Raw genomic sequence first — 15,665 nt, 5'->3', positions numbered from 1 at the left:
GAAGTTAGCGTATCTAGCGCTGACTGTCGGATGTGCGACATGCTGTTGAACTCATGTCAGGTCCACTTTAGCAAATAATCTTAGAACTCAGCCCCTCGCAATTGGCACGCGTTTTGAAACATACTCTCTATCCAGCATCGTTCAATCGAGGCGCCCTAGTGATGCTATACCAGATATTTGCGCTTGACGCATTGTATGCGCGGCTTGTCAGTTCGAGCGCCGCAAGGCTTATCTCAGTGCGAGCTCGTGCACATTTTCGTGCCTCTGATCAACCGCTCCGGAATCGTGGTTCGTGTGATCACCGGCAGACGCGGGTGATTGATCGCTTCGGCGCGCCGAAGCTCGCAGTAGTTGCGGTAGGAGCCCAAATGAACCTTCCTTCGCGATTTCAACGCAGCTGACCGTCAATGGCGTCGATACTAATCGCAATGTTGTCAGGCACGTCGTGTGCATCGCTTCATTTGCTGGTGGATTGTGCGCGATCTTCTGGCAACAGGTCGCCGTGTGACGGCTCAGCTCAACCCGGTTCAAGATCGACTTGCCGATCACCGGGGTTCCGCCTGCTTGCAGCGTGCCCGCCATCACCAGCTCGCGCCGAACTGCGCCGAGGTCGTTGACCGCGCGAAATCCGCCGGCCAATTAAGCTCCGGAAGTGCGGGCCGCTGCCGATCGATGAGCCGCGCAGCGCTGCATCGCCCCATCCGCCCAGCAAGAGCAAGCCTCCGCATTCGACGGGATCGCTCCATTTTCAATACCCCCCACCAGGTCGCTGCCCGGACCGGTTGTGAGCCACGCTCTCGCAGTATCCGGCGTTTCCCGAACTGTTGGACAGTCCTTCTGGCGTTGTGAGATATCCGGCTCCAACGTGCGCGCTTGTCTTGTTGGCCAGATGGCGTTTGATTGCTTCGGCTCTCCAGTTAGTCGAAGGTGACGCGAGAATATGCTGCGAAGAGTTCGAAACGACGTCTCGATCGCACGAACAAAGATGGAGAAAGAACTTGAGCGATATCGTTATTCGGCCAGCTACCGAGGTAGATGCGGCGGAGATCGCAGCGATCCATGTAGCAAGTTGGCGTGACACGTATGCCAGCATTTTTTCTCCGGAATTTCTTAGCGGCCAGATCGAAGCAGACCGGCTAGCCATCTGGTCGCAAAGGCTGTGTGATCGTCGTTCAGATCAGCTAGTAAACGTTGCCATGTGCACAACTGGGCGAATACAGGGCTTCATCTGTGGCTATTGTGATTTTGATCCTGTCTGGGGAAGTCTCGTAGCCAATCTTCATGTTCTCCCGGAGGCTCGTGGTCAGAGCATAGGTGAAAGGCTATTCCGGTCTGTCGTCCGTGAGGTTGCGGAAAGGCAATCTAAATTGGGACTGTATCTGTGGGTGTACGAGGCAAATGAGGCGGCGCTCCGCTTCTACAAAAGGCTCGGCGGCCGCGTGGCTGGGACGCGCAATTCTGATGGAAACATCGTGTTACTGGTACACTGGGCAATGCTGCCCGGAGTGCTTGAATAAGATGCTGGTGCGAAACTAGTCACGTGAATCTAAACCGCGCCACGTCAAGTGTGCTGGGCTGTATGGCAGAAGCGTTTGACGGAAGCTAACATCTGGTCTGCGGACTTGGTCCGTTTGAAGGGCTTGGGTTTATGTTGTGCAGCTCGATGGAGGCAGGGACGTCGGCCCTCGAGCCCGCCGGATCTACTTTCTGGTGAGCTCAGCGAACCAGCGCCTCGACTTGATTGATCCCTGACCCGGAAATCGGCGTGAAGTGGACATTATAATGCGGCCGATGGGCGAGCCACGCCTTGATCTTAGTTGTCTGTCGGTGGCGGAGTTCTCCGGGTGAACGCCCCCTCACGGCGTCGCTGTGCCGAAGAACGTATGCCAGATGCACTGTGGGTGATGTCCCACCGCCCTTTTTTATGGGGCGACAGATTGACTAGTCATCCTTAAGCCAAAAGCGATTCGGGGATCCGCTCCGCCGGCCGTGTTCCGGTGGAGAGCCGGCTCCGGAAATCTGCACAGGACGTTAAGTGGAGTTTCTGCCTGACGACGGGCACGATAGGCCCGCGAATCAGGAGAGACGATGAGCAGACGAGCACGCCGGAATCACTCACCGGCCTTCAAGGCGAAGGTAGCTCTGGCCGCCGTCAAAGGCGATCGGACGATAGCCCAACTGGCCGAGCATTTTGACGTTCACCCCAATCAGATTACGGCGTGGAAATCGCAGCTTGAGGGCAATGCTTCCGAGATTTTCGGGACCAGGGCGCGCCGCCGGCCGCGCCTGCAGTCGATGTGAAGTCGCTGCATGCCAAGATCGGAGAGCTGACGCTTAGAAGGAGCGCTCACCAAGGCGGGATTGCTGAGCGCAAAGCGATGATCGACCGTGGACACGATCTGTCGATCACCAGGCAGGCGGAAGTTTTGGAGATCAGCCGCGGCAGCGTTTATTATCTGCCGCGCCCGGTGTCGTCCGCCGACCTCGCGATCATGCGGCATCTGGATCAGCTGCACCTGGAGTTCCCCTTCGCCGGTTCGCGCATGTTGCGAGGCCTGCTGGCTGCCGAGGGGAGCAAGATCGGCCGCCGGCATGTGAAGACGCTGATGCGGCGGATGGGGATAGAGGCACTCTATCGCCGTCCGCGCACCACCAAGCCCGAACCGGGCCACCAGATCTATCCGTATCTGCTGCGCGGTCTGGCGATCGAGCGGGCCAATCAGGTGTGGGCGATGGATATCACCTACATCCCGATGGCACGTGGCTTTGTCGATCTCGCCGTGGTGCTCGACTGGGCGACCCGCCGGGTTCTGTCGTGGCGGCTGTCGATCACCATGGAGGCGGCGTTCTGCGTCGAGACGCTGGAGGACGCGATGGTCCGTCACGGCAAGCCCGAGATCTCAGCGCAATGCCGAAGGCATTGTCGCGACAACACCGACCAGGGCAGCCAGTTCACCGGGGCGGCCTTCACCGGCGTCCTCGCCAGCCACGGCATCGCGATCAGCATGGACGGCAAGGGCGCCTGGCGCGACAACGTCTTCGTCGAGCGGCTATGGCGCAGCGTTAAATACGAGGAGGTCTATCTGCGAGCCTACGAAACCGTCGGCGAGGCGCGACATTCGATCGGCCGGTATCTCGACTTCTACAACGCACGAAGGCCCTATTCGAGTCTTGACGACATGCCCCCGGATCAAGCCTACTTCAACCTTCCGCCGCTCCGCGTGGCGGCCTAATCTCGGCAGAGGCTCCACTTATCGACGCGGAAAGTCTGTTCAGACAAGCGGGACCAGCTCTCTGATCACCTTCCCCGGAGCGGGTGGTGATCGATGGGCCTACGGCTTGCGAATGCTGCGGCAGCAATCGCCTTTGCAAGCTCGGCGAGGACGTGACGCGGATGCTGGAAGTGGTGCCGCGCCAGTGGAAGGTGATCGAGACGGTCCGGGAGAAGTTCTCCTGCCGCGACTGCGAGAAGATCAGCCAAGCGCCGGCGCCGTTCCATACCACCGCTCGGGGATGGGCTGGCCCGAGCCTCCTGGCCACGATCATGTTCGAGAAGTTCGGCCAGCACCAGCCGCTCAACCACCAGGCCGAGCGCTACGCTCTGGAAGGCGTAACGATCGCACTGTCGACCATGGCGGATGCCGTTGGGGCGGTCTGTGCGTCGCTGGATCCCCTGCTGCGCCTGGCGGAAGCCCATGTGATGGCGGCCGAGCGCTTTCATGCCGATGAAATGACCGCCCCGGTGCTGGCCAAGGGCAAGACCGATGCGGGACGGTGCAGGATCTACCTCCGGGACGACCGGCCGTTTGGGGGCGCGGGCCCACCAGCAGCGATGTCCTACTACTCACGCGACCGCAAGGGCGAGCATCCACAGGAGCATTTGGCGGGGTATGCCGGCATCCTGCAGGCCGACGACTATGATGGGTACAACCAGCTCTATCTGGCGGGGCGCCGGCCCAGACCGATCCGGGAGGCTGCCTGCTGGTCGCATGGAAGGCGTCCGTTCTTCACCATGGCCGACATCGAAGAGAATGCGCGGCGCAAGGCTGCGGGCAAAAAGGAAATCCCGCTCTCTCCGATCGCGATTGAGGTCGTGCGGCGGATCGATGCGCTGTTCGAGATCGAACGCTCGATCAACGGCAAGAGCGCCGAGGAGCGCCTTCAGGTGCGGCAGACGCTGAGCCGGCCCTTGGTCGAGGCCCGTCAGGTCTACACGCGCGGAGAGCTCGCCAAACTGTCTCGCGGTCACGACCTGGCCAAGGCGTTCAACTACACCTGAAGCGATGGGCGAACTTCACGCCATTCCTGGAAGATGGACGCGTGTGTCTCTCCTACAATGCAGCCGAACGGGGCTTGCGAGGCATCGCTCTTGGACGGAAGTCCTAGCTGTTCTGCGGCTTCGACCGGTGCCGACCGTGCCGCGACGATGTACAGCCTAATCGTCACGGCACGATGCCGCGCTCGGCATAGTGCTGTTATGCCGCCCGCCGAACTATGCCGAGGCGGGTCGTTATCCTCAGATTTCTGGCTGACCGGCGTTAATTGGTCGGTTCGACATAGTTCGTTCTGTGCCTCCGCTGTCAGCAGCGGAGAACAAGAAGATGGAAGTTGAAGAGTACTTGTGCAGAAGCCGGCTGTACCGGCGTCTCAGAAGCGGGCCGCACGGACTGCTCGTCGAGTGCTGCGCCGTTCGTCTCGTCGAAGAGAGGCTCGTTCGGCACGGCGCGTGGTTGTTGCCTCAACGCAGTTGCCGGGCTCCTGAGTTGGATCGCGGGCCGCCGCTATAAGCTGATTGATCTCGATGAGCAGGTCGTGAGCGGTACCTCCGACATGGAGGCGGGAGGCAGTCTATCCAAACCGGTGACCGGCAGCGCTCAAGCGATGGTTTTCGGTGCTGCGCGAGGAAGGCGCGGTCGCGCCGTTGGTGCTACCGCCTCTCACCCCGCACGAACGGATGTTCGGAGTTCAATGCCTACCCTGCGATCAGAGCGCGGGTTGGCCCCGAGGTCCGTCGTACGCCATCTCCCGGTCATCCGCAGGTTTTTGCACGAGGTGTGCTCCGGCGGCGCCGGCGCCCTGTGCAAGATCAGCCAAGAGGACGTGATCTGCTACATTGAGCGCCACGCCCAGGATTGGAGCCCGGGAACAGGCAAGGCGATGTGCTGGTCTTTGCGTGCCTTTCTCCGTTACCTCCACCATCGGGGGCTGAACGCGCGCCCGTTGGCGGATTGCGTTCCATCGATGCGCCGATGGAAGTTCGCAACTCTACCGACCTATCTGCCTGCCGCTCAGGTGCGGAAGGCTCTCGACGGTTGCGACCGAGAGACGGTGATGGGACGGCGCGACTACGCCATTCTGTTGTTGCTGGCCGAGCTCGGCCTGCGGGCCGACGAGGTTGCGACGCTCACCCTCGGCGATATCGACTGGCGCGCCAGCGAGATACTCGTTCGCGCCAAGGGCCGACAGGGTGCACGAATGGCGATACCGCCAGACATTGGCGCGGCTATCGTTGCATATCTGCGCAATGGCCGCCCAAAGTCGTCGTGCCGACGGCTGTTCGTCCGCACACTCGCGCCACACGTCGGCTTTGCTTCCGGATGCGCGATCACCATGATCGCCAAGGCCGCTCTCGATCGCGTTGGAATCGAAGGTTGCGCCCACCGCGGCGCCCATATCTTCCGACACAGTCTGGCTACCGACCTTCTCCGAACTGGCGCGACCTTGTCGGAGATCGGACAGTTGCTACGGCACGAGAACCACGACACCTCCCGGATTTACGCGAAGGTCGACATCGATGCGCTCAGAACATTGAGCCTGTCCTGGCCGGGAGGCGTGCAAAGACCGATCTGCGCTCCGCACTCGATAAATACCTGAGCATGCGCAAGGGGGTGGGATACAAGTACGAGGACCAGACCCGTCGGCTCGCCGACTTCGTCACCTTCATGGAGACGCGCAAGGCCAGGATCATCACGACGAAGCTGGCAATGGAATGGGCAACGCTGCCGCCTGATCGTCATGCATCCTGGGCGCTGCGATTGAGCGACGTGCGTGGGTTCGCGCGCCATGTCGCCAACTTCGATCCGAGAACGGAGGTGTCGCCCGTCGGCATGCTGCCCGGATGGAAGCGCGCCAAGCCCTATGTCTACAGCGACGCGGAGATCGATGCGTTGCTGACGGCAGCGGTGGCTCTGCCGCCAGCGGACGGGCTGCGCCGATGGACCTACCATACCTTGTTCGGGCTGATCGCGGTGACAGGCATGCGTATATCCGAGGCGATGGGCCTGGAGCGTGATGACGTCGACCTCGACGCTGGCGTGCTGACGGTCCGGCTGACCAAGTTCGGCAAAGTCGCGGCTCGTGCCATTGCATCCGACGACGAGAACCGCGCTGCGCGACTACGCCCACCGGCGCGACGCGATGCTTGGATCACGCTGCGGCTCGACCTTCCTCGTTGCCGAACAGGGAGGCCGCTTGTGCACCAGTACGTTCATCGCGTCTTCTGGCGATTGTCCAGAGAGATTGGGCTGCGGCGCCCAGCTGATCATACCGGGCCACGCGTGCACGACTTCCGTCGTCGCTTCGCCAGCCGGACGCTGCTCGACTGGTATCGCGAAGGCAAGGACGTCGAGCAACAACTCCCAGTGCTCCACTTTACTCGGCCACGCCTGCGTGCGTGATACTTACTGGTATCTCTCGGCCTGCCCAGTGTTGATGGAAGAAGCGGCACGGCGTCTCGATCGGCGGTGGGAGGTGACGTCATGAAGCCCGCCTGCAATGTCGCCACGTTGATCGAGCGCTTCTTCACCGAGCGCCTCATGCGCCAGCGCAATGTTAGTGGCAACACGATCGCCTCCTACAGAGACACGTTCCGGCTGCTGTTCATGTTCGCACAGGTGCGGCTGCGGAAGTCCCCATCGGCCCTGACGCTCGCCGATCTGGATACAACGTTCATCGGCGCGTTCCTCACCGATCTCGAGGTAAAGCGCGGCGCCAGCGCGAAGACGCGTAACCTGCGTCTGACGGCCATCAGATCCTTCTTCAGGCTCGTGTCCTTCGAGGAACCGGCACACAGTGCGCTGATCCAGCGCGTGCTCGCCATACCGAGCAAGCACCGTGACAAGCGACAGGTGCACTTCCTGACGCGCCCTGAGATCGAAGCGGCTCTCGCCGCGCCCGATCGAAAGACGTGGCTTGGTCGGCGCGATCACACCTTGCTGCTGGTCGCGGCCCAGACGGGCTTGCGCCTCTCAGAGCTGACTGACCTTGACCGGGATGCCGTCCACCTCGGGTCTGGTGCGCACGTACGATGCGTCGGTAAAGGACGGAAGGAGCGGACCACTCCGCTGACCACACTCGCTCGGTGTGCGCTCCAGGCATGGGTCAAGGAACCGTTATGGAAAGGAGCAACAGCGTTGTTCCCGAACGTGCACGGGAGCCGGCTCCGTGCCGACAGCGTCCAGTCGCTACCAATCAGCCCTTGGAATAGTTTTCAAGATGGGTCTATGGCGCGGCAAAACTCCGTTGATCCTGGCTTCGCAAAGCGGCGTGCGCACAATGCTACTGGCGAATGCCGGACTCCAATTTGAAGCGATCGCCGCTGACATTGACGAGCGCGGCACTCAGGCTGCGTCAAAAATTTTTCAAACCGCGCGAGATTGGCCTTTGCTGGCGCGGCAGAAGGCGAAAGCGGTTTCAGCCCATCCTTCCGGAGGCTATGTGATCCGTGCCGACCAGACGCTGGTGACCGTCTGGGCGCCGAATCCGGAAGCGAAGTCGCGTTTACGCGCAAGCGCGGCGCTCCATCGAAGAAACCGCAGCTGCGATCATGAAGCTTACGGCGATCGCCAGCGCTGGGAAAGCATGTTCGTGTCGCTCACAAGAGTTGCCGGTCTTCAAAGGCCAAGAGCGTGTCACCGCACGTGCTAAGGCACAGCGGTGCGATGGAACTGCTGCAAGCCGGAGCCCACTGCTCCGTGATCGCGCTGTGGCTTGGTCATGAATCGGGCGAGACGACGCAGACGTACCTGCAACCCATCTCGCCCTCAAGAAAGCTGCCCTGGCGAAGCTTAAGCCGTACGAGCGCGGCAAGCGAACCGGCTTCCAGCCGAACGATCGCCTGCTCGCCTTTAGGGGCGCTCTGAACGATCAGACTATGCCGAATGGAATGGGGCAACCGTGCACGAGATCGACGGTGGCAGCGGACAACGACGTGCCGTACCGGACCTGTTTCGGCATGGTTCGGCGGGCGGCATAAACGGCGAAGATGAACGGTGTCGACGCGCAGGCGTGGCTTACGGATATTCCTCGTCCGGATCGCCGGGCCTCCAGCGCATCGGCTGGGCGAGTTGCTGCCCTGGAATTGGACGCCGGAAACAGTGATCTCGGCTCGAGCGGCATGACCACCCACGTCAACAAGGTCCATCACGTCACCATCATCACCAAGGTCGCAAAGGACCTCGGTGAAGACGAAGACTGGCTGCGCGACATCGCCATTAGAAGTGGAGATCCAGGAGGGTCATCTGGGTCTATGGCTTCGGAGAAGACGGCGTCAAGGCGTCCACCGATTTCGGTATCGAAACTGCTGAAGCGGTGGTCCTGTGGTCTACGCCGCATGGTTACTTCCATCGCGACACTGGTCACACCACATGCTTTGCCGGTCGGCCAGATCATCTAGGTTCTGGCTACATGTGCCAAACGTGCGCACCGACACATCAGTGCAGGCTGGGTTCACCGCATCCACGCGCATCTTTGATCCGATATCGGTGGCAGCAGCCCCGAAGTCGACCGGCTCTAATTCCGGACGATCTCCGGTTTTCGTCTTTGGGCGTCACAAGCCTGCGTCGGATCATGGGCAGGAGGGTCTGGGTTAAGCCAATTGTGATCTTCCTACTCGGGATCGCCGCCGAAACGATTTCACCACTCAAGTGCGGATGGACCCATGGACCACATTTTTTTAGAGGGGCAGTGCCTCCAACAAGCTGACGGCCGCTATGAGCTGCACCCGGTTCCGAAGACACCAAGTTAGGTGTTTTATGGAGCAGGAGGTGCGTCATGGAGAGAAGGCAGTTTACGCGAGAGTTCAAGCTTGAGGCTGTGCGGCTGATCAAGCAGCGCGGCGTGTCGTATGCGCAGGCGTCAAAGGACCTCGGAGTTCATCCGACACAGTTGCGCAATTGGGTGAAGCAGCTTGCGGACGATCCGCAACATGCATTCCCTGGCCACGGTCAGATGAAGCCAGAGCAACTGGAGATCGCGCAGCTGAAGCGCGAGGTCACCAAGCTGAAGGCCGAACGGGACATCCTAAAAAACGCCGCGGCCTACTTCGCGAAGGAATCGACGTGAAGTTCGGTTTCGTTGCGAAGCACCGAAGGATCTGGCCGGCGGAATGGTTGTGCGAGGCGCTCGGTGTCTCGCGGGGTGGATTCTATGCCTGGCTGACACGGCCGCGCAGTGAACGCAGCCAGAGCGAAGAAGAGCTTGGCGCGAAGGTTCGAGCCAGCTTCCTGGCCAGCGACCGGACCTATGGCGCCAGGCGGGTGTGGCACGACCTGCTGGCCGAAGGGATATCTTGCGGGCTGCACCGGATCGAACGATTGATGCGGCTGCAGGCCCTTAAAGCGCGCCCACGACGGCGTCGACTGCCGCCCGATCTGGGTGAGCGGCAGATCGCCGCCGTCGCTCCCAACGTGCTCGACCGCTCCTTCGAAGCGCCCGCTCCCAATCGCAAATGGATCGCTGACTTCACCTATGTTTGGACGGCGGAGGGTTGGCTCTATGTGGCCGCCGTCGTTGATCTGTTCTCGCGGCGGGTGGTCGGCTGGTCAATGAGTACAGCGATGACGGCACAGCTCGTCACCGATGCCCTGGTGATGGCGATCTGGCGACGAGGCAAACCGGACGCTCTGCTGCATCATTCCGATCGCGGCAGCCAAGGCGGATTCAAACGGTCGTCGCAACACCAGTTACTTTCACTCATGACAGCAGATCGTCAAGCGCCTCCGCCGGCGTTTTCCAGCCTAGTGTCTTTCTCGGTCGGGCATTGAGAGCCGCTGCCACAGCGGATATCTCCTCGGCGCTGTGGATGCTCAGGTCTGTGCCTTTCGGGAAGTACTGCCGCAGCAACCCGTTGGTGTTCTCGTTAGTGCCGCGCTGCCAAGGGCTTTGCGGGTCGCAGAAGTAGACCTGGATACCCGCATCGATCTTGAGACGATCGTGCTGAGCCATTTCGGCCCCCTGATCCCAGGTTAGCGAGCGACGCAGCTCTTCAGGTAAGGTGATGACGGTGCGCGTGATCGCGTCGCGCACGGCTTCAGCCCCGTGTCCCGCAAGGGCTGGTCCGTTCTTCACGCGCGCAGCTTCGCCATGTCCCGCCAACCGGGGAAGGTGCAATAGCATCGTGAAGCGCGTCGTGCGCTCGACCAGCGTGCCGATTGCCGAGCTGCCAACACCGAGGATGAGGTCTCCCTCCCAATGCCCCGGCACTGCTCGATCGGCAGCTTCAGCAGGACGTTCACTGATCATGATCTCCGGGGAGACAAAGCCCTTGCCTCGCCTGCGTACGCGCGCTCTGGGCATCCGTAATACACGCCCTGTTCGCAAGCAGGCCGTCAGCTCGCGGCGTAGCGCGCCGCGGCCCTGAACGAAGAGAGCTTGATAGATAGCTTCGTGGCTGATGCGCATCGTCTTGTCGTCCGGGAAGTCGATCGGCAAGCGTCGGGCAATCTGCTCAGGGCTCCAGGCTTTGGCCCATCGCCGATCCTTGCGCGGGCCATGCCGGCGCCCCTTCCACGGAACGGAGGGACCAGGAACGGGAGCGCCGGTCGGGGCTACGACGCCGCCAGCAAGTCTCTCCTCCACATAAGTGCGCAAGGTTGCATTGAGCGCAAGCTTGGTCGGCTTGGGCCGGCGGGCGGATCGATCCGCATGCCATTGGGCAGTTGTTGCCCGATACCCCAACCCGCCGCCGCGGGTGGCCGCGTTGCGCCGCAGTTCACGGGAGACTGTCGAAGCAGCCCGCCCCAGGCGACGTCCAATCTCCTGTATGGAATGGCCCTGCACCTTGAGAAGTGCGATCTCCTCGCGCTCATTCAACGAGAGATACCGCCCGGAGAGAGCCTTTGCCGAAGATCTGAACATCGCTGGTGGCATGCCGCCCGCCTTTCGGAATAATCTGCTTCCGACAGGTTGTGACAATCCGGCTTCGAGTGCAGCATCTTCGCTGCTTAACCCAGCGGCAATCGCCCGCCAAAATTTATTCTGTTCATCGCGCCCGGCAACAGAGGGCCGTCCTGGCGACGGCAATGGGGCTCGTCCTGACCGCGCCGATCTGCGCCTTACAACGTTCATCGCAACCTCCAAACTCCTGGTGTTGCGACGACCGTTTGAATCCGCCCAATACACCAGCGAACAGTTCCAGAGGCTGATGGCCGATCACGGCGTGATCTGCTCGATGAGCCGGTCGGGCAACGTCTGGGACAACGCTGCAATGGAAAGCTTCTTCTCGTCCTTGAAGACCGAGCGAACAGCGCGCAAGGTGTACCGGTCACGCAACGAGGCCAAGGCCGACGTGTTCGACTACATCGAGCGCTTCTACAATCCGAAGCGAAGGCACTCGACGATCGGATATCTGAGCCCTATGGAGTTCGAACGGAAGGCCGGATTAGCTTAAGCCGGTGTCAACAGAACCGGGTGCAGCTCACATTCCATTCGAGCGGCAGGGTTACAGCCTAGCAGCTCCCTAGTCGGCGTTCAGGTCGCGCGCGAAATGCCAACTCCGAAACATCGCTTGTGAGCGATTTGGAGGATGCGATTAACTAAGCTCGAGAAGCTGTGTCCGGCGGCTGCCGCGGCCTGGACATAGGCAGTGCCTGTACCGAGTGCCGCCATGGAGTTGATCTCGAGAACAAAGGGCTTGCCGGACCTGTCGATTCGGAGGTCGATGCGAGCGTAATCGCGACACAGGCAGGCACGGAAGGTCGAGACCGAAATATCTCGCAAGGTGGCCGCGAGCTTGCTCTCGATTTGCGCCGGGCAACTCCTCCGTGGCTCGGCCGCCGCCAAATGAGCCTTGTCTTCCCAAGTTACGAGACGCGTTTCGCGGTCGCCGAAGTCGAGCTCCACCAGAGGCAACATCTCGACCTCTTCGTTTCCTAGCAGCGCGACCCAGATTTCCTGCCCCTCGATGTACTCCTCCACGATCGCATCCTGCGCATATTGCGTGACGATCACTTCTACGGCGTGCCTCAGTCGAGCAGGCTCATAAACGAGTTGCAATCCGAGGCTGGTGGATTCGTGGCGCGGCTTTACTACTAGCGGGAATCGCAGGTCCTCGGTACTCTCAGTTCCACGACGCATCACGCGAAAGTTCGGGGTTGGCACGCCGCGGTCGCGGATGAGAGTCTTGGTGATGGCCTTGTCGAGCGCCAGCCCATGCCCGAGCGGGCTCGATCCCGTGTACGGAACGCCGGCCATTTCGAGCATCGCCGGAACGTGAGTGTAGCGGCAATCGCCCTGAATTCCGTACGCCATGTTGAAGACGATTCCCGAAGGGCGGGCTTGCTCATCGGGTGGCATGAACCGCTCGAGCGTCGCGAGCAGTTCTTTATCGCCTTCCAATGCCAACGTGTCGTGGCCGTTCTCCTCCAGCGCGGCCACTACGCTTTCGACTGTCTCGCGGTCATATTCCTCCGGACAACGCTGACCGAACCGGTTGATTACGCCCCTATGGTCGTGGTTCCATACGACGGCTACCCGCATGAGCCTCCTCCGATTCTCGCCGGCCATCACATTCATTCGCTTTAAATTAGTCCAACGCGAATAGCTCGACTGCCCCAGCGCGGCACCCCGGTGCGGAGGCGACGACAGCCTTGAGTGCGGCGTCCATCCGAGACTTCCTTCTTGAAGAGCGCACTGTGCTCCACGCCCTCTGATCCGGCATTCTCCATCGTCTCACCTTTCGATCTCATCCTTCGGGCAAATCATTTCAACCAGCAGACGGTCGGCGTGTGTTTGATCATTACCGTATATACACTCGGATATCGCCTGCCAACTCGAGTAGGTCGATATGTTTCATGGACTAGGGTCTGTTGGGATTCAGGATTCTCATGCGGGCCTGGTTGTGATTCAAGCTTGGGATGGACCGATTCGTTTTGACCGACGCCCAGTGGGCGAAGATGGAGCCGCTTTGTCTTGGAAAGCCGGGCGATCCCGGCCGCCGCGGCAAGGACAACCGACTATTTGTCGAAGCCGTGCTGTGGATCGCCCGAACCGGCAGTCCCTGGCGGGATCTGCCAGCCTCGTTCGGCCACTGGAACAGCGTCTTCACGCGCTTCCGCGACTGGGTAAGGGCGGATATCTGGAAGCGGCTGTTCGAGGCTGTCTCCGACGATCCCGACATGGAATACGCCATGGTCGACGCCACCATCGTCAAGGTCCACCGCCACGGACAGGGCGCAAAAGGGGGACGCAAAGCCAGGCGATCGGCCGCTCGAAAGGCGGCATGACCACCAAAATCCTGGCGCTCACTGATGCGCTTGGCAATCTCGTGCGCTTCGTGCTGCTGCCCGGACAGCGCTTCGACACGGTGGGTGTGCCGCCGCTCATCGAGGGATTGATCTTCGACGCGTTGATTGCGGACAAAGCGTTCGACAGTAACGCCATCATTGCCGAACTCGACACGCGCGGCGCCAAGGCTGTCATCTCCCAGCATCCGCGTCGGGCAAAGCCTCTCGCCATCGACAAGGAGATGTACAAATGGCGGCATCTCGTCGAAAACTTCTTCGGCAAGCTCAAGGAATTCAAGCGCATCGCAATGCGCGCCGACAAGACCGATCAGAGCTTCGCCTCAATGATCCATCTGGCCGCAGCCGTGATAAACTCCCGATGAATCCCAACAGACCCTAGAGCGACATGCCCAGCAAGTCATGCTAAAGAATCTTCACCAGATCGCCGCGGCGGCCCCGGATGGTGTAGAGATCGCCGGCATGAGGTCGCGTTCAGGCTTGCCTGAACTGTGAGAGCCACGCTTCGCATGCCGCGACGCATATCGGTGTGGCCGCTGGCGATCCAGACCCTACCGCCGCTCGGAATCGGGATCATCGTCATCGCAAGAGCTCAAGAACCTGCTGCAGCGCCTCAACATCCACGTCTCGGTCAACGCGAACACGACAGCCGCCGCCAAGCTCGATCTCGATGATTCCAGCCCTTCCACGCTGCGCCGGCGGTAAGGCGCCGGTGACCTTGCCCCCAAGTTTTATCCAGTTTTGAGTTCGCCTTTGCCGTTGGATTTGCCCGGCTGGGCGGTGGGAGCGACGGGAGCTGGCGCGGAGCCTTCGGCATAGCGCAGCGCCAGATCCCGGCGCGGGTGGCAGGTTATGGCGAACTCGGACGGGGTTCTCCATCCTAGCTGCGAGTGCGGTCGTGTGCGATTGTAATCGGCCCGCCAGCATCCAAGCGCGACGCGGGCTTGGGCCAGTGACGTGAACAGCGTCTCGTTCAACAGCTCATCCCGCAGGCGACCGTTGAAGCTCTCGATGAAGGCGTTCTGCATGGGTTTGCCCGGCGCGATGTAGTGCCACGCGACACGGCTCTGATCGGCCCATGCGAGAATGGCGTTGCTGGTGAGTTCGCTGCCATTGTCGCTGACCACCATCTTCGGCTTGCCACGCTCGATCATCAGTCGGTCCAGTTCCCGCACCACGCGGGCGCCGGAGAGCGAGGTGTCGGCCACCAGCGTCAGGCACTCGCGGGTACAATCATCGACGACGGTCAGGATGCGGAAGCGGCGACCGTCGATCAGCTGATCCGACACGAAGTCGAGCGACCACCGGTCGTTCGGCGTCATCGGAACCAGCATCGGCGCCCTGGTCCCGATCGCCCGCTTGCGGCCACCACGGCGGCGCACCGTCAGCTTCTCTTCCCGATAGAGCCGGAAGAACTTCTTGTGGTGATCAGATATCCTCCCGCTTGAGCAGAACATGCAGCCGCCGGTAGCCGAAGCGGCGGCGTTCCTGGGCAATCGCCCTCATGCGCTGGCGAAGACCGGCATCGTCAGCCCGGGTCGTCCGATATCTCATCGTCATGCGGCAGCAGCCGATGGCTTTACACGCCCGCCGTTCGCTCATCCCGTGGGCATCCACCAGATGAGCGACAGCTTTCCGTTTCCCCGCGGGCGTCACCACTTCTTTCCCAAGAGGTCCTTCAGTCAGCTTCGTGTTCTCGTCCTCCAGCGTTCTCAGCCGCTTGGCCTCGGAGACGTCCATCCCGCCGAACCTGGCCTTCCATTTGTAGATGCTGGCGTCGCTGACGCCGTGCTTGCGGCACAGATCGGCCACCGAAACCCCGGCCTCATGTTCCTTCAAAATCCCGATGATCTGCTCTTCCGTAAACCGATTGCGCTTCATGCTCTGGTCCTCGTCTTGGGCCAGAGCGAACTTCAAGCTGGATCAAGCCTGTGGGGCAAGGTCACCGGTTGTGGGGCGGCGCTCGGGAGCGGCCGCTACAGGCGTGGTCTCGACGGAAAGAAGAGCTGGCCCAGCATCTCCGCCCAGTCGCCCCTGGCGCGCTTGTCGACGCCAGGTGAACAGCAGGCTATGAGCCACGCCGCAGACGGTCTCGCCGGGCTGCAAGGTCTCTTCGACAAGGCGGACCTTCTCGTCGTAACTCTA

General features: G+C 61.2%; 11 protein-coding genes and 6 pseudogenes. 12 read left to right on the top strand and 5 right to left on the bottom strand.

The features are described from left to right. Positions 1 to 228: 228 nt before the first annotated feature. Positions 229 to 639: a hypothetical protein gene (locus ACVWW3_RS37255; RefSeq protein ID WP_456651388.1), complete on the bottom strand. Its 411-nt coding sequence runs from the start codon at positions 637 to 639 to the stop codon at positions 229 to 231. 359 nt (positions 640 to 998) lie between these two features. On the opposite strand from ACVWW3_RS37255, the gene ACVWW3_RS37250 reads away from it, so the two are divergent. Then, positions 999 to 1,517 (top strand): N-acetyltransferase family protein, encoded by a 519-nt coding sequence (locus tag ACVWW3_RS37250; RefSeq protein WP_456651389.1) that lies wholly within the window; start codon positions 999 to 1,001, stop codon positions 1,515 to 1,517. Between the two features lie 44 nt (positions 1,518 to 1,561). Here the strand turns inward: ACVWW3_RS37250 and ACVWW3_RS37245 are convergent. Beyond that, positions 1,562 to 1,824: pseudogene (locus tag ACVWW3_RS37245) on the bottom strand (IS630 family transposase); the annotation flags it as partial. A gap of 264 nt (positions 1,825 to 2,088) precedes the next feature. Here ACVWW3_RS37245 and ACVWW3_RS37240 point away from each other — a divergent pair. The 9 genes and pseudogenes from ACVWW3_RS37240 to ACVWW3_RS37200 form a co-directional block, all read left to right on the top strand. Further along, a protein-coding gene (locus ACVWW3_RS37240; protein ID WP_456651390.1) for an IS3 family transposase occupies positions 2,089 to 3,233 on the top strand; the annotation gives its coding sequence in 2 pieces (ribosomal slippage) (positions 2,089 to 2,266 and positions 2,266 to 3,233; 1,146 coding nt in all). A gap of 63 nt (positions 3,234 to 3,296) precedes the next feature. After that, positions 3,297 to 4,453, top strand: a pseudogene (tnpC, locus tag ACVWW3_RS37235) (IS66 family transposase); the annotation flags it as partial. 788 nt (positions 4,454 to 5,241) lie between these two features. Next, complete coding sequence (locus ACVWW3_RS37230; protein ID WP_456672346.1) at positions 5,242 to 5,874, top strand: tyrosine-type recombinase/integrase; 633 nt, start codon at positions 5,242 to 5,244, stop codon at positions 5,872 to 5,874. Between the two features lie 68 nt (positions 5,875 to 5,942). Next, the gene (locus ACVWW3_RS37225; protein ID WP_456672345.1) at positions 5,943 to 6,677 is read left to right on the top strand and encodes a tyrosine-type recombinase/integrase; all 735 of its coding nucleotides are present in this window, start codon (positions 5,943 to 5,945) and stop codon (positions 6,675 to 6,677) included. Between the two features lie 81 nt (positions 6,678 to 6,758). Continuing rightward, positions 6,759 to 7,586 (top strand): tyrosine-type recombinase/integrase, encoded by an 828-nt coding sequence (locus ACVWW3_RS37220; RefSeq protein ID WP_456651393.1) that lies wholly within the window; start codon positions 6,759 to 6,761, stop codon positions 7,584 to 7,586. After that, on the top strand, positions 7,555 to 7,926 hold the full coding sequence (locus ACVWW3_RS37215; RefSeq protein WP_456672344.1) for a Maf family protein: 372 nt from the start codon (positions 7,555 to 7,557) through the stop codon (positions 7,924 to 7,926). The genes ACVWW3_RS37220 and ACVWW3_RS37215 overlap by 32 nt, the downstream gene beginning before the upstream one ends. Positions 7,927 to 7,940: 14 nt before the next feature. Continuing rightward, positions 7,941 to 8,141, top strand: a complete 201-nt coding sequence (locus ACVWW3_RS37210; protein ID WP_456651395.1) for a hypothetical protein — start codon at positions 7,941 to 7,943, stop codon at positions 8,139 to 8,141. A gap of 113 nt (positions 8,142 to 8,254) precedes the next feature. Further along, positions 8,255 to 8,399, top strand: a pseudogene (locus ACVWW3_RS37205) (transposase domain-containing protein); the annotation flags it as partial. Between the two features lie 652 nt (positions 8,400 to 9,051). Further along, positions 9,052 to 9,932: pseudogene (locus tag ACVWW3_RS37200) on the top strand (IS3 family transposase); the annotation flags it as partial. A gap of 40 nt (positions 9,933 to 9,972) precedes the next feature. Here the strand turns inward: ACVWW3_RS37200 and ACVWW3_RS37195 are convergent. Further along, entirely contained in the window at positions 9,973 to 11,346 is a 1,374-nt protein-coding gene (locus tag ACVWW3_RS37195) for an IS30 family transposase (protein WP_456651396.1), read from the bottom strand. Positions 11,347 to 11,389: 43 nt separating this feature from the next. Here ACVWW3_RS37195 and ACVWW3_RS37190 point away from each other — a divergent pair. Next, positions 11,390 to 11,668, top strand: a pseudogene (locus tag ACVWW3_RS37190) (IS3 family transposase); the annotation flags it as partial. Between the two features lie 80 nt (positions 11,669 to 11,748). Here ACVWW3_RS37190 and ACVWW3_RS37185 read toward each other — a convergent pair. Next, entirely contained in the window at positions 11,749 to 12,756 is a 1,008-nt protein-coding gene (locus ACVWW3_RS37185; RefSeq protein WP_456651397.1) for a D-alanine--D-alanine ligase family protein, read from the bottom strand. Between the two features lie 377 nt (positions 12,757 to 13,133). On the opposite strand from ACVWW3_RS37185, the pseudogene ACVWW3_RS37180 reads away from it, so the two are divergent. Then, positions 13,134 to 13,885, top strand: a pseudogene (locus tag ACVWW3_RS37180) (IS5 family transposase). Between the two features lie 366 nt (positions 13,886 to 14,251). On the opposite strand, the gene ACVWW3_RS37175 reads toward ACVWW3_RS37180, so the two are convergent. Beyond that, positions 14,252 to 15,401 (bottom strand): IS3 family transposase gene (locus ACVWW3_RS37175; RefSeq protein WP_456651398.1). Its coding sequence is split into 2 segments (ribosomal slippage): positions 14,252 to 14,951 and positions 14,950 to 15,401, totalling 1,152 coding nucleotides; the frame shifts between segments, so codons are not numbered across the junction. Between the last annotated feature and the right edge of the window lie 264 nt (positions 15,402 to 15,665).

It is taken from the genome of Bradyrhizobium sp. LM2.9, from assembly GCF_054056555.1.
The sequence above is the reverse complement of the archived record's forward strand: the minus strand, read 5'-3'. Positions and strand labels throughout refer to the sequence as shown.

Excerpts from the sequence above, each read along its gene's own strand:
- ACVWW3_RS37230 (WP_456672346.1), top strand. The coding sequence starts at position 5,242 with ATGCGCCGATGGAAGTTCGCAACTCTACCGACCTATCTGCCTGCCGCT.
- ACVWW3_RS37225 (WP_456672345.1), top strand. The coding sequence starts at position 5,943 with ATGGAGACGCGCAAGGCCAGGATCATCACGACGAAGCTGGCAATGGAA.
- ACVWW3_RS37220 (WP_456651393.1), top strand. The coding sequence starts at position 6,759 with ATGAAGCCCGCCTGCAATGTCGCCACGTTGATCGAGCGCTTCTTCACC.
- ACVWW3_RS37215 (WP_456672344.1), top strand. The coding sequence starts at position 7,555 with ATGCTACTGGCGAATGCCGGACTCCAATTTGAAGCGATCGCCGCTGAC.
- ACVWW3_RS37210 (WP_456651395.1), top strand. The coding sequence starts at position 7,941 with ATGGAACTGCTGCAAGCCGGAGCCCACTGCTCCGTGATCGCGCTGTGG.
- ACVWW3_RS37195 (WP_456651396.1), bottom strand. The coding sequence starts at position 11,346 with ATGAACGTTGTAAGGCGCAGATCGGCGCGGTCAGGACGAGCCCCATTG.
- ACVWW3_RS37185 (WP_456651397.1), bottom strand. The coding sequence starts at position 12,756 with ATGCGGGTAGCCGTCGTATGGAACCACGACCATAGGGGCGTAATCAAC.